The 22828-nt window shown below is 36.1% G+C and carries 10 protein-coding genes and 2 pseudogenes; 1 reads left to right on the forward strand and 11 read right to left on the reverse strand.

The features are described 5' to 3' along the window. From IQ242_RS01345 to IQ242_RS01395, 11 genes and pseudogenes are all read right to left on the reverse strand, one after another. Positions 1-413: pseudogene (locus IQ242_RS01345) on the reverse strand (acyltransferase); the annotation flags it as partial. Positions 414-492: 79 nt separating this feature from the next. Beyond that, the gene (locus tag IQ242_RS01350; RefSeq protein ID WP_193958759.1) at positions 493-4965 is read right to left on the reverse strand and encodes a non-ribosomal peptide synthetase; all 4473 of its coding nucleotides are present in this window, start codon (positions 4963-4965) and stop codon (positions 493-495) included. A gap of 76 nt (positions 4966-5041) precedes the next feature. Beyond that, positions 5042-5818, reverse strand: coding sequence for an SDR family NAD(P)-dependent oxidoreductase (locus IQ242_RS01355; RefSeq protein ID WP_193958760.1), 777 nt, complete (start codon positions 5816-5818; stop codon positions 5042-5044). Positions 5819-5874: 56 nt separating this feature from the next. Then, positions 5875-9153, reverse strand: coding sequence for a non-ribosomal peptide synthetase (locus tag IQ242_RS01360; RefSeq protein WP_193958761.1), 3279 nt, complete (start codon positions 9151-9153; stop codon positions 5875-5877). A gap of 75 nt (positions 9154-9228) precedes the next feature. Further along, a complete protein-coding gene (locus IQ242_RS01365) occupies positions 9229-9669 on the reverse strand; it encodes a capsular polysaccharide biosynthesis protein (RefSeq protein WP_228020763.1) in 441 nt (146 codons plus the stop codon). A gap of 38 nt (positions 9670-9707) precedes the next feature. Continuing rightward, positions 9708-10508, reverse strand: coding sequence for an SDR family oxidoreductase (locus tag IQ242_RS01370; RefSeq protein WP_193958762.1), 801 nt, complete (start codon positions 10506-10508; stop codon positions 9708-9710). Between the two features lie 48 nt (positions 10509-10556). Continuing rightward, positions 10557-11183: a cupin domain-containing protein gene (locus tag IQ242_RS01375; protein ID WP_193958763.1), complete on the reverse strand. Its 627-nt coding sequence runs from the start codon at positions 11181-11183 to the stop codon at positions 10557-10559. A 96-nt stretch (positions 11184-11279) separates the two neighbouring features. Further along, a complete protein-coding gene (locus IQ242_RS01380; RefSeq protein WP_193958764.1) occupies positions 11280-11912 on the reverse strand; it encodes a LysR family transcriptional regulator in 633 nt (210 codons plus the stop codon). Beyond that, positions 11906-12949, reverse strand: a complete 1044-nt coding sequence (gene fni, locus IQ242_RS01385; protein WP_193958765.1) for a type 2 isopentenyl-diphosphate Delta-isomerase — start codon at positions 12947-12949, stop codon at positions 11906-11908. Before fni ends, IQ242_RS01380 begins: the two co-directional genes overlap by 7 nt. Before the next feature lie 39 nt (positions 12950-12988). After that, positions 12989-17773 carry a non-ribosomal peptide synthetase gene (locus IQ242_RS01390; protein WP_193958766.1) on the reverse strand — a complete coding sequence of 1595 codons (4785 nt, stop codon included), beginning with the start codon at positions 17771-17773 and terminating at the stop codon, positions 12989-12991. Positions 17774-18136: 363 nt separating this feature from the next. Further along, the gene (locus tag IQ242_RS01395) at positions 18137-22396 is read right to left on the reverse strand and encodes an SDR family NAD(P)-dependent oxidoreductase (RefSeq protein WP_193958767.1); all 4260 of its coding nucleotides are present in this window, start codon (positions 22394-22396) and stop codon (positions 18137-18139) included. Between the two features lie 221 nt (positions 22397-22617). Here IQ242_RS01395 and IQ242_RS25705 point away from each other — a divergent pair. Beyond that, a pseudogene (locus tag IQ242_RS25705) lies at positions 22618-22828 on the forward strand (hypothetical protein); the annotation flags it as partial.

Consider the following 22828-nt stretch of genomic DNA (forward strand, 5'->3'; position numbering starts at 1 on the left):
TCCTTAATCAGATTATTCAAAATGACTACTTCCAGAAATTCTTTCTGTCTTAAAATATAATTTAATGAATGAGCATCGGTATCATAAATATTGATATCATCGGAAATCATAACTTCGTTTCCAATTTTGATAGAATTAGCTGATCTAATTCGAGTTTTCTCACCAATATAACAATTTTTACCTATTTCTATTTTTCCACCATGAGCAAATAAAAATAATTCACCCAATATGACGGTATTCTCTCCAATTTGAATTAGACTTTTATCCTCCCTACAGTTTATACACTTTCCGATAAATTTGACGGAACTGTGAAATGTAGCATTGTCGGAAATTTTTTTATGTTTTTCGATACGTTCTTGTTCTTCTAAAAATTTTGAAATTAATAAATATAATTTATGTTTTAAGTTAAACATAATATTGTTCTCGTGAAATTAATGAAGGGATGAGATAAGCTGGTGCAATTCAGCTTATTGGGTATGATTAAATCGACATTTATTGTGTTAAAAACCCACTTTTAGTAAAATAGGCAAAATAAGTTTTTAACAATTTGTGATCAATCGGGGGAAAATTAAAGGCCGTACCCTTTAACCCCATTACCGTATTTTGAGAATCCAACTCGGGGGAATAACCTGCCGATAAATTTTCATCTGAAAAAATATCTAACACCGGAGATAAAGCATTATCTGTATTAATTTTACATTGTTCGGTTAAATGCGATCGCCATTTTTCAAAAGAAACCAACTGCAACGGATAACCCATTTCCCGAACACAATCAAATAAGTCACGATTTAAGGTTGGGTGAGAATTCAACAAATGAAATGCTTTCCCTAAAGAGCTTTCTTGACTGGCTAAATGTACAATTGCACCACTCACATAATCCACAGGAGTGAGGTCGTCTGTACTGTCACCAAAATCAGGAATCATTCCTAATTGAATACAGCCTTTAATCAGACGACAAAACAAATCTTCTCTATTACAAATTCCAGTTTTACTATGTCCAATAATTCGAGATGCTCTAAAAATTGTAATCGGAAGTCCCCGCTTTCGAGCTTCCATGATTAATTTTTCGGCAACCCATTTACTTTGAGTATAACCAGCATTGAGTCCATGATTTATACCTAGAGGATCAGATTCTTGAATTAAGTTTCCTTGAGCATAACTGGGGGAAAAAACAGAAGTTGTCGAGACAAAATGAACAGGTTTAGTTTTAATTAAGCACGCTAATCTCAAGATTTCTGCTGTTCCTAAAACATTAGTGGGTTTCAGTATTGAATAGGGATAAATGGCATTAACCCAAGCTCCATTATGATAAATCACATCAATTTGATTGGCTAATTCCAGAAAATCAGGTTGACACATTCCTAAACGTTGTTGGGATAAATCACCAATGACAGGAATAATACGAGAGCTTTTCTGTTCATCCCATAATTGAAAGGTTTTTAATTTCTGGTAAATTTTCGCTTGAGCTTGTTCTAAATCTTTGTCTCGAATTAAACAATGAATATTAGCTTCTGTTTTATCCAACAATTCAGCTAATAAATGAATTCCCAGAAAACCCGTAGCTCCTGTTAGCAAAATATCAGCAGGTTTTTGAGGAAAGAAAGTCAGAATATTCTGCGGTTGAATGGAGGGATCTAAGGTGATTTCAACTTGCCAATGTGGGATTTGATCACTCTCAATTTTATCAGATAAATTCAAGTCTAAATTAGAGGATAATTCTGCTACCGTCGGTTCTGAAAAAAGATAATTTAAAGGAATATTAATAGCTAATTGTTCTCGCAGTCGAGAAATCACTTGGGTAGCTTTTAAAGAATGGCCACCTAAGTCAAAGAAATTATCGAAAATACTAATTTGCTTTAACCCTAAAACATCTTGCCAAATCTCAGCAACAATTTTTTCTGTAGCTGTTCGGGGTGCAATCATCCTTTTTTGATCCTGACTTGCGGTAGGTGCGGGTAAAGCGTTACGATCAATTTTTCCACTACTCATTAAGGGCAATTCTTGAAGCTGTACAAAGAAAGCTGGAATCATATAATCTGGTAATTTATGTTTGAGAAAACTCCGCAATTTTGCAGGATCAATGGATGGGGATTTTGGCACAATATAAGCAACTAATTGTTTATTATTTGTTTGATCTTCTCTAACAATTACCGCCGTCGCTCGGACATCTGGGTATTCAGTTAATACGGCTTCAATTTCGCCAATTTCAATACGAAACCCTCGAATTTTGACTTGATTATCAATGCGTCCTAAAAACTCTATATTTCCATCGGGTAAATAACGAGCTAAATCTCCAGTTTTATAGAAACGTTGATATTCTGATGAATTAAAAGCATGAGTAATAAACTTTTCACGGGTTAAATCATTGCGATTGAGATAACCTTTGGCCAAACCTAAACCTCCAATTAACAGTTCTCCTGGTATTCCAATCGGGACTTGTTGACAATAGCGATCACAAATATAAACCTGTGTATTTGTAATCGGTTTACCAATGGCAACAGAATGAATTTGAGCAATTTTATGACTCAAATTGGGATTAAAAACCGTGGTGGTTATCGTAGCTTCTGTCGGTCCATAGGCATTCAACCAAGTGATATCTTCTCGTTGACTATTTGATAGGATTTTTTGCCATAATATTAATCGCTCTGCTAATACTTCTTCACTTCCTGTAATCACTAAGCGTAGGGTTTCTGGTAAAGTTATTAAAGTTTGAGATAAATCTAATACCCATTCATGCCAATAAGTAGCCGGAAGATTAATTATCGTTAAACGATTGTGCTGAATAAATTGAGTAAAATCAGCTAAAGAAGTGAACATTAATGCAGGACGCATGACTAAAGTTGCACCCGTTAAAAAGGTTGGATAAATTTCTTCAGCAGCTACATCAAAGGTAAAAGAAGCAAATTGTAAAATTCGATCACGACTTGTTAAATCATAGGCTTTAATGATTCCTAAGCTATGATTAACTAAACTTTGATGTTCAATCATAACCCCTTTAGGAGTGCCTGTTGAACCAGAGGTATAAATAATATAAGCTAAATTATTTGGCTGAATAGGGTTAAATAAATTGTTTTGACTTTGACTAGCAATTGAGTTTTCTTCAGTATCCAGACAAACTACTTTTGCTTGATGATTACGGAATAAATTAATCAAGGTATTTTGAGTGATTAATACCGAGACTTGAGCATCATTTAAGATATAGTTTAAACGCTCTTGGGGATAATTGGGAGCTAGAACAAGATAAGCAGCACCCGTTTTAATAATTGCCAAAAAACTGATAATAATAGATACAGATTGTTCTAAACAAATACCCACTAATGATTCAACTTTAACCCCCTTAGATTGGAGATAATGAGCTAATTGATTGGCACGATCATTTAAGTCTTGATAGGTAACTTTTTCCTTGCCCCATTCTATTGCGATCGCAGTTGGAGTTTTTAAAACTTGATGTTCAAATAATTCATGAATACAAACCTTGGGATTTTCAGCAATATTAGTCTGATTCCATTGAGCTAATAACTTTTGTTCTGATAAAGGTAAAATAGGTAATAATTCAATCGATTGTTCAGGATTAACGGCAATTCCTTCTAATAAAGTTTTAAAGTGGGTAATCATGCGCTCAATTGTGTCTTGATTAAACAATGCGCAATTATAATCAAACGATCCAACTAAACCCGCCGCCGTTTCTTGCATGGCTAAGGTTAAATCAAATTGAGCAATTAAAGCATTCATCATAACGGGAGTTAATTTTAAATCCGCCATCGAAAAATGATTAATGTGCAGCATATCTTCCCAAGAAAACATCACTTGGAATAAAGGAGTATAACTTATATTTCGTTGAGGATTTACCGCTTCTACCACCTTCTCTAAGGGTAAATCTTGGTGTTCATAAGCTTCTAAAACTACTTGTTTGACTTGATTTAATAAAGCTTTAAACGAGAGATTTTCTTTAAACTGAGTCCGAATGGGTAAGGTATTAATAAAGCAACCAATTAAGGGTTCAATTTCAGGAAATTGTCGATTTCCACTAGGAATTCCAATCACAATATCTTCTTGACTGCTATAACGATATAATAAAATATTAAAAGCCGTTAACAGCGTCATATTCAAAGTAGCGGTTGACGTTTGGCTAATATTTTTCAGGTTTTGGCTTAATTCTGGACTTATTTTAAATGTACAATTATTGCCTTTAAACGTTTGTATGGGAGGACGAGGATGATCAGTGGGAATTTCTAATAAGGGTGGAATTCCCGTTAATTGTTGTTGCCAATAATTAACTTCCTGGGTGAGTTTATCTCCTTGTAACTGTTGTCTTTGCCAAACGGCAAAATCACCATATTGAATAGGTAAATCGGGTAAAGGATTAGATTGTTTTTGTAAAAAAGCTTCATATAAACGAGAAAGTTCTTGTAGTAAAACTTTCATTGACCAGCCATCAAAAATAGAATGGTGTAAACTCAAAAATAAAAGATAAGAGTCAGCTTTTAATTTAACCAAAAAAGTCCGCATTAAAGGAGCTTGGGTTAAGTCAAAGGGAGTATAAATTTCTTGTTCGGTTAATCGCTCTAATTCTTGAGTTTGTTCCCTAGAAGATAAGGACTGTAAATCCACTAAAGGCAAATTTAACTGAATTTTTGGTTTAATAATTTGTCGGGGAATTTCGTCAACTTCTTGAAAACAAGTTCGCAACAATTCATGACGTTGCATAATAGTTTCTAAAGCTTTTCTAAAGATATCAATATCCAAATTTCCGTCAATTTGAAAGCGAAACGGCATATTATAGGTATAGCCGTTAGCTTCTAATTGGTACAAAAACCAAAGTCGTTCTTGAGAAAAAGAAAGCGGTACAAGTTGAGACGGATTCCTAGTAGGTATCGTATTTGTTTTTACACCGATTCCTTTTTTTTGTAGTAACAGCTTGAGTAATTTCTGTTTGTCTTGAGAGTTATGGTTCATTTTTGACATGGGTTAAATAGGATTAATTTAGTGAAGGTTGGTTTGATGGATACAAATCAACCTAAAAATTGTTTAATTATTGATGCTAAATAGCGGTATAACCTCCATCTACCATTAAAATTGCTCCAGTGACATAAGAGGAAGCTTCGGACGCTAAAAACACGACAGGGCCAATTAACTCTTCTAAATCTCCGGTTCGTTTCATGGGAATTCTAGTATATAATTCGTCCATTTCATTGGAAGTTGAACGTAAACCTTCTGTTCCTTCCATCATATTATTCATATACCCCGGTGCAAAAGCATTGACTCGAATTTTGTGACTAGCTAATTCGACCGCTAGGGATTTTACTAATTGATTGACACCACCTTTTGCGGCGCTATATGCTCCTGAAGATTTGGGAACAGCAACGAAAGCACAGATAGAAGAATTCATAATAATTGAACCTGCTGTTCCTTGTTTGATCATTTGTTTGGTTGCGAGTTGAGCGCAATTAAAATAACCTTTTAAGTCAACATTAATAACCTGATCCCATTCAAATTCCTCTAATTCATCAGTGTTTTTGAGAATTTCAACCCCTGCATTACAGACCATAATATCGAGTTGACCATAATGAGCAACCGCCTGGTTAATTAAATTCTGACAAGCTTGACGTTGACGAACATCGGTCTTAATTGCGATGGCCTCACCTCCTGCTTCTTGAATCAGTTGAACCGTTTGTTCAGCACCAACTTGATTAATATCACCAATTACCACCTTAGCTCCAGCTTGTGCTAACCCTTGCGCTAATACCCGACCAATTCCTCGGGCAGCACCCGTGATAATTGCAACTTTACCTGTTAAATCAAAGAGATGATTTGTCATTTTTTTTCCTTCAGTTTAAATCAATGTCCATTATAGAAAGATTAAGTCATTTAGGTTCAGCTTTGAGATAATAAAGCTTGAACTTCTTCTGGTGAAAGTTGGGAAATTTCTTGAACTGTTACGGCAATTTCATTCAGTAACCCTTCATTCCCCACTAATTCAATCATGACTTGAGTTAATTGGCTGATAGTTGAGTGATTAAAAAGTTGACGCACAGAAATTTCAATTTCTAAGGTTTGACGGATTTTACTAATCAGTTGAATTGCTTTTAAAGAATGCCCACCTAACAGAAAGAAATCGTCTTCAATCCCAACTCGTTCGACTTCTAAAATTTCTGCCCAAATTTCTGCTAAAACTTCTTCAATTGCAGTTCGAGGAGCGACATAATTTTGAGTTAACGATAAGGGGTTTTTATCGGGTATTGGTAAGACTTTTCGATCAACTTTACCGTTAGGACTGAGTTGAAAAGATTCCATCACCACAAAAGCAGAGGGAATCATATAATCGGGTAGCCAGTTTTCAAGGAAATGACGTAATTCAACTTGGTTTACGGTTTCACCTGGACGGGGAATAAAATAAGCGGCTAAATATTTTTCTCTAGCTGTTTCTCCCTGAACTGTAGCAATGGCTTGGGCAATTTGAGGATGTTGATTTAAAATAGTTTCTACTTCCCCTAATTCAATTCTATAACCTCTAACTTTCACCACATCATCAATTCTTCCTAAATATTCAATGTCTCCATTGGGTAAATAACGAGCTAAATCTCCAGTTTTATACAGCAATGAATTATCGCTAAAGGGATTAGGAATAAATTTTTCTTGGGTTAATTGGGGATTGTTGAAATAACCCCGCGCTAAACCGCCACCCGCAACATATAGCTCCCCAGTCACTCCGATAGGTACGGGTTGAAGATGGGAATTTAAAATATAAACTTGCACATTAATTGCGGGTTTACCAATGGGAATATACTTCGGCCAAAGCTCAGGATTGGGGTCAAATGTATAACTGGTAACGATATCCGCTTCTGTGGGGCCATAATAATTGTAAAGGGTACAATGTTCGAGTTTTTTGAATACAGAAATCATCGCTGGGGTAATTTGTAATTGCTCTCCAGCTGAAATAATTTCACGCAAGTTAGCAAATAAGTAGGTTTCCTCACTATAGGTTTCAATTAATTGCTGTAATAAAGTAACGGGCAAAATCGCTTTATGAATGGGGTTATTTGCCAACAATTGACTTAATTTAGCAAGGTCTAAGCGAGAATCTTCTGGAACAATAAATAAGCTTCCCCCTAAACACAAAGCGGCAAAGATTTCGTGATAGCTGACATCGAAATTAAAGGGAGCAAATTGTAAGAAATTCCTTGCAGATGACATTTTTACTTGATGATGCTCAATAATATTTGTTAAGGATTGATGCAGGATCATAATCCCTTTGGGCACACCCGTAGAGCCTGAACTATAAATAATATAGGCCAAATCCTTTAAACTCACGGGGTTGTCAAGATTAGTCTTGGGTTCTAAGGCAATTTCTGACCCTTGTTCATCCAATAAAATCCGTTGAGAAATGGTTTCACTGTTTAAGAGAGATTGACAATCTTTTTGGGTTAATAAGGTTTGAAGTTGGGTGTCTTGTAGGATGTAAGAAAGTCTTTCTTGAGGATAGGTTGGGTCTATGGGAACACAAACACCGCCTACTTTTAACACCGCTAAAATGGCAATTACCATATTAACAGACCGTTCTAAACAAATCCCCACTAAAGATTGAGAACTCACCCCAATTTTTTGTAAATAATGAGCCAATTGATTAGCAGATTCATTCAGTTCTTGGTAGGTTAATTGTTGCTCTTGAAAAACAACGGCAATGGCTGAAGTAGTTTTGAGATTTTGTTGCTCAAATAATTCATGAATGCACTGTTTTAGGGGAGTTTCGGGTGCAGTTTTATTCCATTCAATTAATAATAATTGACGTTCAGCTTCCGTTAATAAAGGTAAGTCTTGAATCCGACGATGGGGATTAATGGCGATTCCTTCTAATAAGGTTTTAAAATGACCTAACATCCGTTCAATGGTGTCATTCTCAAATCGTTCTTGAGGATAAATAATTTTAATACTTAAGGCTTCTCCAGGGGTGACAATAACCGTTAAGGGATAATCAGCATTGCCATAATCTTGCATTTCACCGACTTGTAAACCGCCTAAATTATCACTATCATTGTCGCTAAAGGGTAAATTTTCAAAGACAACAAAACTTTCAAAAACTGAATGAGGAGCAGGAATTTCACTCCATTTTTGAATATCAATTAGAGAACTATAACTATATTGCTCTCGTTCTAAATGCTCTTGTTGTAATTGTTGAAACCAAGTTAATAATTCAAGTTGAGGCTCAATTTGGAGGCGAACGGGTAAGGTATTTAAAAACATCCCCACCATCGATTCAATTCCTGTAAAATTGGGCGGTCGTCCCGAAACGGTTGCCCCAAATACAATATCAGATTCACTACTATAATGATGTAATAATAAAGCCCAAGCTCCTTGAATTAGGGTAGAAAGAGTAAGGCGATGTTCTTGGGCGAGTAATTTCAGACGACTGGTAGTTTCTGGAGAAAGTTTTGATTTTTGATCAAGATAATTTTTACTTTGAGTAACAAGAGGATTTAACGGTTTATCAACGACTAATGGAGTTGGAGAGGTAAAACCTTGAAGATTTTGTCGCCAAAAGCGTTCGGACTGAGTTTGCTCTTGCTCTTGTACCCAATTAATATAGTCTTGGTAAGGGCGAGGTGTGGATAAATTGACGGGTTGATGGTTGATGAGTCCAGCGTAAAACTCGAAAACTTCTTTCAACAAAATTGCTGTTGACCAACCATCTAATAAAATATGATGCCCAGTATGGATAAATTCATATTTTTGATCTTCGACTTGAATTAAATGACATCGAAGTAAGGGGACTTTATCTAATTCAAAATATTGCTCTTTATCAGAGGTTAATAATTCCTGCAATTTAGTTTCTTGTTTGGCGGGAGAATGCGCTCGCCAATCATAATTAAACCAAGGTAAGGTGACATTTTTTCTAACCACTTGTAAAGGCTGTTTGGTTTTTTTCCATGCAAAACAAGTCCGTAAAATACTATGTCTATCTACTACTTTTTGCCAAGCTTGTTGGAACGCATTAATATCTAAATTGCCTTGCAATGTGATTTGAATTTGTGATAAATACGTCTTTGATTCTGGATTATATAAAGAATGAAACAGCATCCCCTGCTGCATGGGAGAAAGGGGATAAATGGATTCAATATCTTTTTTACTAACCCTAGATTGTTGAGGTATTACCATTATTTTTCCCAATAGATTAAATAAAAATGTGCGTGAGTTTATTGCATAAAATTTTATGCAATAAACCTGATAAACTTAGAACGAATTACCTTTAACTTTGACTAGACCACTTGAGTTTAAATTTGTTAATTTATTCTCCTTAATTTTTTCGAGATGATCACTTAAATATTTGGTGGTCAAAGAATGTTCTATCCTACTCAAATAATAAGGTTGAGTAGGATTAATTTTATCCCAAATTTTGGCAACAATTTCTGGGTTTGAATTATGAACATGATACACCACTTTTTCTGGAAAAGTTTTTTTAATAGCAAGATAAAGATTAACAGAACCAACTTTACCCATTTGAGCAACTAGGATCACCGAAGGTTGTTGAAGCTCCTGTTCAAATTTGCGTGGCAGCCTGCAAATATTAAATTTATTAATAATATCGAAAAAAATGGGAAAGTTACGAGTATCTTTAGTAGGATAATAGGGAACAAATTTGTCTAACATTTGAGATTTAGATTGGCTATTCATGACCCTTGTGGTTGTGGATTTTTACTTGATGGATAACTTTAAAATGCTGACGAGGATAAACCTCCATCAAGGGTAATAGTAATTCCCGTTATATAACTCGCACATTCTGAAGCTAAAAACACAACGAGATTAGCAAATTCTTCAGTCGTACCAATTCGATTCATGGGAATTGTTTTTAGAATTCCTTCTCGGATTAAATCTGGGGTCGTTCCCTCCTTTTTGGCATAAATTTCTAAATATTCTCGATGTCTAGGGGTGTCAATAACGCCGGGGTTAACACTATTAATTAAAACATTATAGGGGGCGGTTTGTCTAGCTACTGATTTGGTAAAATTCATTAAAGCTGCATTGACAACACCCGATTTAACTAAACGAGGGGATGGCTCTTTTCCCGATGTCCCAATGATATTAACAATTCTTCCCCAATGTTGTTTTTTCATAATCGGTAATACTAAATTGGTTAAGCGAATATAACCGATTAATTTTCCTTGAAAAACGTTTAACCAATCTTCATCGGAAAGGTTTTCAATTAAATTTTCAGCAAAGTTAGCTCCTTCAGAATTATTGACTAAAATGTCAATTTTGCCGTATTGATTTAAAGAGTCTTGTATTAATTGTTCAGAATCTTGAGCTTGATGGACATCAGCCACTAAACGCAGAATTTGTTGGGAAGGATAAGCTTGAACCAGAGATTGATAAGCTTGTTCTAAGCGTTGGGAATTGCGACCACAAATAATTAAGTGACAGCCTTCTTCTGCTAATTTTTCAGCAATGGTAAACCCAATTCCCGCACTACTTCCCGTAATCAAAGCCACTTTATCTTTTAATCCTAAATCCATAAACTTTGTCCTAGCATTTTGTGGTTAAACTTAAAATCATAAAACGAACTAAATTAAAATTTTAATCAAATTAATATCTTGTTTCGATGAATTATATCCCTTTTTTAAAACTTTTGAAGGAGCATAATAAATTTGACCATATTCTAAAAACTGTTCTTCATTTTCTATGAAAATTTCTAATTTTCCATTCAAAATAAATCCGATTTCTTCTTGCTCACCTTGATGTGGGGGAATGAAATAACCAGAAGGGATTTTCATCATGACAATTTCAAACCAAGAACCCTTAACAGATTGACAAGGTAAATGAGTGATTTTATCTTGGTTGTTGGATAGTGTTAATAAAACATCTTCTGACGGTAAAGCAGAGGTAATCCGTTTAAGATCAAATCCAATCATCGGTTCTGATAAAGGATTAAAAGCACCATGAGGAATATTGCCATCAGCTATATAAACATCTTGCAAAGGTCTTAAGGGTTTAATCAAATCTTTAATATACAGTTCTAGTTCTGCTGAGAATACCATGCCAATTTGACTTTCAGGATGTTGGTGGGATTCAAGTTTAGCATTAGGAGCTATAACGTATAATTGAAAAATGGTATCTTGGCATTGAAAAACCTCTAATTCTACATGAGGATTGAGTTTAAGAGGATCGGGAATTGGGAAAAATTCAGACATGATTTTAGGGTACAGGTTCAAAATGAAATTGAGAGGTTAAATCTCAATTATTTTTATGTGATGAAGGCAACTATTTTGAGCGGATAGGTAGCTTTTTTAGGTATGCACTGGTAAATAAATACTTTGAATCATGGTGTTTTCCTTTTTGTGAAATAAAGACCAACTCATCTCAATTTTACCATATTGTGAAATAAATTCTAAATCATATTCTCGGAGGGCATTTTCATTGGTAATGGCTAAATCTGCCAACCCTTGTTTAACTTGAATAGCGGCCACACTGGTAGAATTGACAAATTTGATTTTAATCTTATTTTGATTCAGGTCGCCAGGTAATAAATAGGGAAGTAAAGGAAGAGGAGCGGGATGAGTGACCAGGGTACAATTTTCTAAAACGATTTCTTCATTTTTTCGCTTGGCTAATCCGTAAACGGGTGTGGGATAGGTGAATATAAAACCTAGTTTAAAACTCGGTTCCATATAGAAATCATTAATTCTTTCATAGGCATGGGGTACTAACGCCAAATCTATCTGATTGTCGAGTAAAGATTCCTTTAAATCTGTAAAGCTATCAAATAAATGACTACTAACCGAAATCTGTTGTAATTTCCATTGAGAAATTAGATAATTTAAGGTTTGTTCGCTGCTGGTTTCTTTGGGTCCCAAAGTGCCAACGCTTAAAGTTTTGACATCAAGCTGGGGATAATACAATTCCATTGAAAACTTTAACATGGTTTTAAGGCTCCTGAATGTTTAAGGGCGGATAAATTAGGATTTCCGGTACAAAATAAAACAATTTCAAGTTCAGCAATTAAAAATTTTACTAACTCATCAACGGCGGCTTCTGATTCAATCGCTCCTACCAGAAACGGTCGAGCTAACCCTCCTAAATCGGCTCCTAGAGCGATAGATTTGGCAATATCTAAGCCATTTTTTAAGCCACCAGAAGCAATTAAAGGAATGGTTGAATTCATAGACCGAATGGCAGTAATACATTCAGCCGTAGGCAAACCCCAATCGGCAAAAACTTGTCCGAGATGCCTTTGTCTGTTGTCTTTGGCTCTTTGGCTTTCGACTTTGGCCCAGGACGTGCCTCCGGCCCCCGCCACATCAATCGCGGCGACTCCGGCTTCAATTAATTGTTTGGCCATCACCGCAGAGACGCCATTTCCGACTTCTTTGGCGATGACGGGAACGGGCAATTGAGCGCAAATTTGCTGAATTTTAGCGAGTAACCCTTTAAAATTAGAATCGCCTCGCGATTGCACCCATTCTTGTAAAGGATTGAGATGGAGAATTAAGGCATCAGCTTCTAATAATTCCACCAATTTTAAACAGTCTTCTAAACCGCAGCCGTAATTTAACTGTACAGCCCCTAAATTCGCTAACAGGAGAATATCTGGCGCCAGAGAACGGACTGCAAAGGTCGGCGCTAATTCCGGTTGTTCGAGTGCAATGCGTTGAGAACCCACCCCCATCGCTAAACCATAACGTTGAGCGACCGTTGCCAATCGAGTATTGACTAAATGAGCTAATTCTGTTCCTCCGGTCATGGAAGAGATGAGAATTGGAGCTTTTAAAGATTTCCCCAAAAAGGTTGTCCCCAGTTCAATATCGCTACGGTCAAGTTCAGGAAGACAACAATGGGTAAAACGATATTTTTCTAAACCGCTTGTAAGTTGTTGAAATTCTACATCTTCTTCGATACAAACTCGCAGATGTTCGCTTTTACGATTTTCAATTTCACTGGGAAGATTAGGTGATGGCATAGTTGTTATCAAGCAGGAGGGTTAAACATTAAATTGAGTTTAAAAATCGAGTTCTGAAAGCAGTTCATCTAGTTCTACCTGATTAAGATCCGCATCGGGAAAATCCGATGGAGTATAGCCTCCTTCTGCTGATAAACAATGGTTAATCAGGCTTTCTAAAGAATCTCGATAAGCAGCAGCTAAATTTTTGATCGTTGTTTGATGATGAAAATTCTCACTATATTGCCATTCTATATCAAGTTGCCCATCAACCACAATTCCATGAATCGCAATTAAATGGGAACGTTGTCCCAAAGGACTATGAATCGAACCACTGGACTCTTGAGATAATTTCCAGCCTATCTCGCCGATTTGATGGCTGGTAAATTGACCTAAATAATTAAAGCTGACTTGAGCTTTTGGATAGTTTTTTAACGGGGATTGAATTGTTAAATCTGAGTTGAGATAATATCCAATTCCATAATCAAATCCTCGATTCGGAATTTGTCGTAATTGCTCTTTAATGGACTTGAGACACTCCCCCGGATGGTGAAGATTTTCTAAGGTCAAAAAGACGGGGAAAATACTGGTAAACCAACCCACAGTTCGAGATAAATTCACGGATTCAATTACATTTTCTCTTCCATGACCTTCCATGTCAAGCAAAAGCTTATAACTTCCTGTCCAACGGCCAAAAGCTTGGACTAAAGCGGTTAATAAAATATCATTAATTTGGGTGTTATAAGCTTGCGGAACCTCCTGTAAGAGTAAGCGGGTTTGTTCTTCGGTTAAGGTGAAAGAAACCGTTTTTGCATGGGCAACAATGTTGGACTGAGCTTCACCTTGACAGTCCAAAGGAAGAGGAGAAATTGAGGGAAAATCACGGTTTAGCCAATACTTGAATTGAGCGTGAAATTCTGGGGTTGTAGCATAGTTTTGCAGTTCCTCAGCCCAAGTTTTAAAAGAACTGGTTTTAGGAGGAAGTTGCAGAGGCTTTTGGTTTTCTAATTGCTGGTAAATAGTGACGAAATCTTCGAGGATAATCCGCCAAGAAATTCCATCTACTGCTAAATGATGAATCACAATTAACATTTTTCCACTCTCAGCCAAGGCGAAGAAAACCACCGCCATTAAGGGTCCTTCCTCTAAATCCAGAACCCGTTGTTGAACCTCGGAAATTTCTGCTATCTTGGTCAATTGTTCATCGCAAGATAGATGGGATAAATCCACCTTTTCAAAGGCAAAATTATTGCAATCATCGCTGTGATTTTGTTGCCATTGTTCCCCTTGTTGCACAAACCGTAACCGCAAAGCATCATGGTGATAGAGTAATTTAGAAATAGTTTGTTTTAATAAATCTGGTTGTAGATTATTGGGAACCTCTAACAAGATAGATTGATTAAAGTGATGACGTTCGGTCCAATTTTGTTCAAAAAACCATTTTTGAATCGGCGTTAACGGGACTTCACCTGTAACTAATCCCTGGTCAATTTCAGTGATAGCAGTTGTCTCCGCTACGGTGGCTAATTGAGCGATAGTTTGATGACTAAATAATTGTTTAGGAGTAATTTGTAATCCCACTTGATTAGCTTTAGCGACAATTTGAATGGCGATAATTGAATCGCCTCCTAATTCAAAGAAATTCTCATTAATACTAATTTGATTTTGACCTAAAACTTCCTGCCAAATTTGGGCTAGAATTGTTTCTTTCTCGGTACTAGGAAGAAGATAATTTTCTAATTCATTAACATCAATTTCTGGTCTAGGTAAAACACTGCGATCAATTTTTCCATTCTGATTAAGAGTAAAAGCATCTAAGAAAATCAAGAAAGCAGGAATCATATAATTGGGCAGCTTTTCTTGGAGAAAAATTCGTAATTCTGGCTGAGTGAGTTGTTTATCTTTCGGAACAACATAAGCATACAAACGCTTGATTCCAAGTAGATCTTCTCTGGCGATAACAATTCCATCTTTGACTTGAGGATGCTGAAATAAAACGGCTTCTATTTCGCCTAATTCAATTCTAAAACCTCTGATTTTTACCTGATGATCAATCCGTCCAATAAATTCAATATTCCCATCGGCTAAATAGCGTACTATATCACCTGTTTTATACAGACGTGCTGACGAATCTTGACTAAAAGGATTGGGAATAAATTTTTGTTCAGTTAAGTCAGGACGATTGAGATAACAACGGGCTAAACCATCACCACCAATATGCAATTCGCCTTTAACACCAATAGGAACAGGTTGCAAATAGGGATCAAGAATATAAATTTCTGTATTAGCTAAAGGACGACCAATTGGAATAGTTGTAGCTTCTGAAGGAATATTTTTAATTAAATACCAAGAGGTAAAAGTTGTGCTTTCTGTTGGCCCATAAACATGAAGTAAATTTTGAGCGGTTCCTTTATTAAGGGATTCTTTGACCCATTGAGGATCAACTGCTTCGCCACCAAAAAGTAAATATCTTAAGCTTTGAAAAGCATGGGGAATAGTCTGAACTAACTGATTAAATAACGCTGTCGTTAAGAATAAAATAGTAATTTGATATTTTTGGAGAAAATGAACAAATTTTTCAGGAGAAAGAACTATATCTTTATCTACTCCTATTAACTGTGCGCCATGTATCAGCGCCCCCCAAATTTCAAAAGTAGCGGCATCAAAAGAAGGATTAGAAACCTGAGCCATTCTATCAGTTGGTTTTAAATATATATAGTTAGTATTACAGACTAAACGAGTCACTCCTCGATGGGGAATAGCAACTCCTTTAGGTTTACCTGTAGAACCTGAAGTATAGATGACGTAGGCTAAATTCTCAGCGTTAACATGACTGAGAGGATTCTGTTTACTTTGTTGTTTAATTGGGTCTTCATCTTGTTCTAAACAAATCAATTGATTGACTGTTGTTGGTAGTTTTTTGATGAGGTGCTGTTGCGTTAATAAAATTTTGATTTCAGCATCATTTATGATAGATTCAAGTCGTTCTTCGGGATAGCTTGTGTCCAGTGGTACATAAGCTCCTCCAGCTTTTAAGATTCCTAAAAATCCAATAATCATTAAGGGTAATCGCTCGACACAAATCCCAATTAATTGATCTGGTTTAACCCCTAATTTTTGTAAATAACGGGCAATCTGATTGGCTTTTTGATTTAACTGTTCATAGGTGAGGGATTGTTCTCCATCGATGACCGCTATAACATCAGGTGTTTTAACAACCTGTTCTTCAAATAACTGATGAATACAGTAATGATCAGGATAAGACGTTTGAGTTTGATTCCATTCTACTAATAATTGTTGTTCTTCCGATTCAGTCAGTAACGGTAATTTCCCGACGGTTTGCTGAGGATTGGCTACAATCCCCTTTAATAAAGTTTGGAAATGACCCACCATGCGGGTAATTCTTTCGGCGGTAAATAGGTCGCTATCATATTCCCAAAAACCTTCTAAATAAGCTCCTTTTTCGGTTTCGATTTCCTCTAAAACTAAGCTGAGATCAAATTTAATTCTCTGGTTTTCAACGGCTAGATATTGAGCTTTTAAATTGGGTAATTCTAAAGCATTGAGGGGGGCATTTTGCAGCGCAAACATTACCTGAAATAAGGGATTATAACTTAAACTTCGTTCGATTTCTAACCCATCAACCACTTGCTCAAAGGGTACATCTTGATTAGCATACGCTTCTAAAACAACATTGCGAGCTTGCTGTAATAATCCCGAAAAAGTCGGATTTCCTTCTAGGGAATTCCGCAGCACTAAAGTATTGACAAAAAAACCAATCAAAGGTTCAATTTCTTGTCGGTTTCGGTTGGCGGTGGGTGTCCCGATTAAAATATCATCTTGACCACTATAACGAAAGAGTAAAGTGTTTAAAGCAGCCAGTAATGTCATAAATAAAGTCACCCCCGACTTTTGGCTCAAAAGTTTCAGTTTTTCGGTGAGTTCTGAGTCAATTTGAAACGAGATACTATGACCTCGAAAATTGGGAGTAGCTGGACGGGGTTTATCGGTTGGAAGTTCTAATAAAGGAGGAGCAGCCGTTAATTGTTTTTTCCAATAATTTAACTGATTTTCTAAGATTTCACCTTGTAACCATTGTCTTTGCCATACCGCAAAATCCGCATATTGTATGGCTAATTCGGGTAAATCTACGGTTGAATTGGATAAAAGTGCTTGATAAAATTTAGATAATTCTTTAAATAAAATGCCCTTTGACCAACCATCGATAATAATATGATGGAAAACGTTGACTAAAATATAATTTTCATATCCCAGATCAAACAGAGTACATCGTAATAGGGGAGATTGGGTTAAATCAAAGGGTTTTTGTAGTTCTTCAATAATCTGTTTATCAATTTGATCTTGGGGGATATCTTTTAAATTAACAACTAATAATTTAATCTTCAGAGATGGAGCAATTTTTTGAATAGGTTTTCCTTCAACCATTGGAAAGCTTGTGCGTAAGCTCTCATGCCGTTGAATAATAGCATTAATCGTTTGCTCTAAAATATCAATGTTTAGGCGTCCCGTTAAACGGATAGTTAAGGCTTCATTATAAGCCGAATTTTGCTGATCCATCTGATAGAGAAACCACATTCTCTGTTGAGCAAAAGATAGGGGTAAATCCTCAGTTCTGGTAACGGTATTAATGACCGATTCAAGGGGTTTAGACGGTGTTGTTGCACTTCTTAAAAAAGTGAGAATTTCTGGTTTTCTTGTCCCGATTTCTTGCTTAATTTCTGGTGTCATTGCTCCTTGGGGAGCTTGATATTTTAACTTTTCTTCCTCAAGCCAAAGCTTGATGTCTAAACTATTTAAGTAAGATAAAAATTCTGCGACTTTCATTAATAGTATCCTTTTCCCTAATTGATGTTCTGGTATTTTTGGAATGGGGGGGTGATGTTTGGCTGGGTTCAGTAGCTCAAGCTAGAGCTACTGTTAGAGATATAATCAACGGTTCTCATAAATTTAAGTACCCTCAAAGACTAAACACTATAGACCAAACAAAAATTATCAATGGTAGGGAGTCGGTGGTTATTGTTAAAGTCAGTTGCTATGGGAGCAACCGCTTACATACTCCACAAAAAGACTGTTTTAAACAGAAACTATTTATAGCATATTCTGGATGATAAATTTTAGTGATGGATACAATTTTTTACATTTTTTCCAAAATGGCTCTGAAAAGCTTAAATTTTAGTTAAGCTATTTTCATAATTCTCCTTCTTCATAATTTTCTGAGGCTGCTGCCATAACTTTACCACTTTTGGATACACTGTGACTATTTTTGGCTACATTAAGCACCTCAATCGTTTGAGTTAAACTGGAAACGGTTGGATATTCTAACAAACTGTGCAACGACAATTCTACCGAGAAAACATCGCGTAAACGAGAAATAACTTGACTCGCCAGTAAAGAATGTCCTCCTAGTTCAAAGAAATTGTCATGAATTCCAATTTGAGATAAATTTAACACCTTTTGCCAAATGTTAGCAACTTGACGTTCAGCTTCCGTTCTGGGTGCTATCAATTCGTTATTTTCTTTGCCTTGGAGTTCCTTGAGTAATTGCCGCTTATCAATGTCTCCATTATCCTTAATAGGGAGGGATTGCCGCAACACCAAGGGACATTGATAGGATGTTCCAAATCGATCTTTTAGACTAACATGATTAGGTAGATTGACCGATTGAACTGTAGATTTACGGGTGTAATAAGCCGTTAACTTTTGGCATCCTTCCGACCTAGATGTGAAACGATTAATCTTGCTATTACTCCCATCTAAACCGATCATTAATTGTCTTTGGTTGTGATATAAACTCGTTAGAAATGAGTCTAAACCTTGCCGTACTGTCATATCATAATACCCTTGAGATCGAGTTATGTATTGCATCTGATAACCTTGGCTAATCCCGGTTTCTTGCCAAGTTGTCCAACTATAACAATAACTGGGGAACAAATTCTTAGATTTTTGATAGCTGTTCAAAGACTCAAGGAAACTATTAGCCGCCGCATAGGAACCCAAAGCCGCTCCTCCAAAAAAACTAGCCAAGGAAGAAAAACTAATAAAAACTCCCTGAGATTCTTTGAGGAGTTGATGTAAAACCCAAGTTCCTATTACTTTAGGACGAAGAATTGTCGATAAACCCTCTTGATTTTCGTCCAGAAGTAAACAATCTTTGTAAATTCCAGCCAGATGAATCACCCCATTAAGTTCTCCTTGCCATTGTCTTTTTACCTGTTCTACAGTCTGTTTAACTTGAGGGAAATTAGCCACATCTACCGCTTGATAAATTACTTCTCCCCCAAGGTTTTCTAAAGCTTGGAGACTTTTTATTTTTAAGGATAATTGATCTTCGGTTTTGAGGTACTCACTCCAAAGGTGTTTTTCTGGTAAAGGTGTTTTTCCAATTAACAGTAAACGAGCTTGATAATTTTTGAGCAAATACTGAGCAATTTGTCTGCCAATCCCCCCTAGTCCTCCAGTAATCAGATAAATTCCCCCTGATTTAAAGGGTAATTCCTGTTGGGTGTGTTGAAGTAAATTGACTTTTTCCAAACCTGCGATTAAACGTTTCCCGTTGCGATAGGCAATTTCTCTTTCCTTGGATAAAACCGATAGTTCTTGCAGCAGATAACTGACATTAATTTCGGTTTGATCCAGAGGTAAATCCAGATGACGAGTATTTAACCAAGGAAGTTCTTGAGCTAGGGTTTTGATCAGTCCTAAAACTGGAGATTTTTCATAGGCAATTTCATCGGTGTCTATGACAAGTTGACTATAACTAGAAACAAATAGCAATTGAATTTTTGAGTTAAAATCATGAATTTTAGCTAAAGCTTGAACTAGGAATAATAAATCATAAATTCCTCGCTCTTGTGCTTTTTCTAACTGTTCAATTGTTGAAATTTCTCCCTGATAGTCTTGATAAGTCCCCAGATGAATAATATTGCTAAGGATAATTTTTCGCTCGGATAAAGATGACATTAACTGTTGATAATGATTAGCTGTCCCGGGTCTGAGGGTATAGCAATTTTGACTGATTTGAGAAAATTCTTGCGCTGCTAAAACCGTGATACAGGGTAAGTTTTGACTTTCGATTTTTTCTGCTAAAGATGCTCCTAAACCCAAGCAATCCAGAAAAATTAAAGTACAAAACTTGGAAAGTTCTAGTTTTAAGTTAACTGGGGAACGAGGTTTCCAAACTTTCTGGTAAAACCAATCAGGAAGGGTTTGAGCATTTTCTAACAAAATATCTATTTCTTTTAAAATAGAATTAAATTCTCCATTTCCAAACCGTTTTATTAATTGCGATCGCTGAATTTTACCAATGGAAGTTTTAGGAATCTCCATTTTATTTAAGGGTATTAAATATTCAGGATTAACGCCAAAACTGTTAATTACTTTTCGTCTAATCTTTTTCAGAAGTTCCGCTAGATGCTGGTGGTCAAAGGTTTCTGCACTAAAAAATAAAGCTAATTGATCGGTACTATTCCTAGGATCATAAACAGCACAAGCGGCGGTGTAGGACGCTTGTACCTCTTCAATAGTTTCCACTACAGTTTCAATTTCATGGCTATAATAATTCACTCCATTAATAATAATGGTTTCTTTACTTCTTCCAGTAATGACTAAATGACCGTTACTAATAAATGCTAAATCTCCTGTCTTAAACCAGCCATCTTTTAAGAAAGTGTCTTGATTCGCTTCTGGGTTTTTATAATACCCGGGTGAAACTGGATGTCCTTTAACTTGTAAATGACCAATGGTTTCTTCTGGTAATAGGGAATTATCAGCATTAACAATTCTAATCGATATTCCCGGAATGGGTAATCCTAAATCCGTAAAGGTTGCACCATTGGGATGTTCAGGATGGACTCGTTTTAAGGAAGAATTCAAGGATGATTTATCAACCGTGTGAAAGAGTAATGGCTGTTGTTCTGTCGGCTGATAATAGGTAATTCCTGACCCCATTTCTGCCATCCCAAAAGCAGGACGCATCGCCGTTTTTTTCAGATTATATTGAAGATGAAGGGTGTTAATAAATTCTCCAACTGCTTGACCAGAAACAGCTTCACCCGCTGCCAAAAAGAATTTGACACAATCTAAATTCCAATTTTGATCGGGTTCTTTTTTTAAAGCTTCATTGATCAAATTATAGGCAAAATTAGGAGCCCAACTATGGCTAATTCGATATTGATCAATTAAATCTAACCAATTCAAAGGACGACCTAATATATATTCAGTTTGAACATAAACCATTTGGCATCCTAACTCGACACAGCGAATATTCCAGTCGGAAATACTTCCAATATGATCAAAAGGAAGCCAATTAAGAATAATATCGTCGTTTTGATGTTCACAAATGATGTTTGTTCCTCGCGCACGAGAGATCACATTTTTATGGGTTAATGAAATACATTTCGGTATTCCTGTACTGCCTGATGTTAGATTAAAGAACGCGATATCATCCGGTTGACTAATATAAGTCTGATGGGGAGAATAAGTTTTTAATTCTTCAATAAAACTGAAGCTTAATGTTTGATTAGGCAACCATTGTTCTAAATGTTTTATCTCTTGCTGACGGGATTTATTTGTGATAATAATAGGTTCATCTAACAACTGCCAAACTTGAGATATTTTATGAATTTCATTATTAAAATCTTTATAGCTGGGTGGTACTGAAATAATAACAGGAATAAATCCCCCTAAAAGACACCCCCAAAATGCGGAAATAATATCATAGTTTTCCGATAGCTGAAGAATTACTTTATCTTTAGCTTGTAAACCCTGCTTTTGTAATCCAGCTTGTATTTGTTGAGCGTCTTCCCATAATTGTTGATAGGATTGAAAAACTTCTGATCCATTAGATTGAATATAAATAATCCCTTTATTTGAATAATTTTCAGCAGCTTTTCGGAGGATTTCTGCCAAGGTTTTCGGCTGAAGTTCAGATTCTTTTAAAAGCTGTCCGTGACTGATTCCAGATTGAGTGTTAGAAGTGTGAATCCCTAGATGAATCGGGGTTTCAGATTTTTGATGATCATTTTTTTTCTCTATTTTTAAGGGCAATAATTCCGATAGATGTAGGGGTAAAATTTTGTTTTTTTTAGAAGTCATGACGACAGCAACTTGATCGATATCTGACAAAGATCGCAGTTTTTCTTCTATTTCCTGAACTTGATGATCATCGATAATTTCAATATTCTTTAATGCAGTTTCATCGACATCACCGCTATCGGTTAAGGGTAAACTGGAAATTTGCACATAGATATTAGGTAGAAGATTGTCTGGTAACTGAGACTGTAAATCGGAGGACAATTGTTCAGAATTCCAAGCTCCAGAGGAAACGATATAGGCAACTAATTCATCCTCTCGTACCATAAAATAGCAATCTTCAATCAAAGGATTTGATAAAAAGAATTCTGCTAATTTCTGACAATTTAATTTTTGATTTTTGTCTTCCGTCCTCATGCCTAAAATCCTCGGTTCTCTGTACATCTTGTGAAAGCTTCTTCAATGAGGACTTTTAGGCGTAGCCAATTTGACATCTATAATACGCCAATTCAAGTCTGAATTGCATCACTGCCTGAGCTATCAGAGCATACCTCATTCGGGCTAGGATAGTCAAGATATTTTCGAGGACGATTGTTAAGCTTTTCGTAATTTAAATTGCCTGTTGAGATGAGGTCTTTATGCAAGAGGCAACCCCCCCAACCCCTAGGGCTGTTTCATTCTCCCATCAGAATATCAAAAGTAAAAGCGATCACTGTCTTTGTAAAATGGGAAGTGACCGCGAACTTTTAAAACATATGTTGAGCTTAATAGAAAAACTGAAACAAGTCAAGGACTTTCGGAAAGATAAAGGAAAAAGACACCCTTTATGGATAGTATTAGTAGTAATAA

This window comes from Microcystis sp. LEGE 08355 (assembly GCF_015207185.1).
Classification (GTDB): Bacteria; Cyanobacteriota; Cyanobacteriia; order Cyanobacteriales; family Microcystaceae; genus Microcystis; species Microcystis panniformis.

Bases quoted from the DNA above. Each gene is read 5' to 3' on its own strand.
- IQ242_RS01390 (WP_193958766.1), bottom strand. From the start codon at position 17,773: ATGAAAGTCGCAGAATTTTTATCTTACTTAAATAGTTTAGACATCAAG.
- IQ242_RS01395 (WP_193958767.1), bottom strand. From the start codon at position 22,396: ATGAGGACGGAAGACAAAAATCAAAAATTAAATTGTCAGAAATTAGCA.
- IQ242_RS01375 (WP_193958763.1), bottom strand. From the start codon at position 11,183: ATGTCTGAATTTTTCCCAATTCCCGATCCTCTTAAACTCAATCCTCAT.
- fni (WP_193958765.1), bottom strand. From the start codon at position 12,949: ATGCCATCACCTAATCTTCCCAGTGAAATTGAAAATCGTAAAAGCGAA.
- IQ242_RS01370 (WP_193958762.1), bottom strand. From the start codon at position 10,508: ATGGATTTAGGATTAAAAGATAAAGTGGCTTTGATTACGGGAAGTAGT.
- IQ242_RS01380 (WP_193958764.1), bottom strand. From the start codon at position 11,912: ATGTTAAAGTTTTCAATGGAATTGTATTATCCCCAGCTTGATGTCAAA.
- IQ242_RS01365 (WP_228020763.1), bottom strand. From the start codon at position 9,669: ATGAATAGCCAATCTAAATCTCAAATGTTAGACAAATTTGTTCCCTAT.
- IQ242_RS01360 (WP_193958761.1), bottom strand. From the start codon at position 9,153: ATGGTAATACCTCAACAATCTAGGGTTAGTAAAAAAGATATTGAATCC.
- IQ242_RS01350 (WP_193958759.1), bottom strand. From the start codon at position 4,965: ATGTCAAAAATGAACCATAACTCTCAAGACAAACAGAAATTACTCAAG.
- IQ242_RS01355 (WP_193958760.1), bottom strand. From the start codon at position 5,818: ATGACAAATCATCTCTTTGATTTAACAGGTAAAGTTGCAATTATCACG.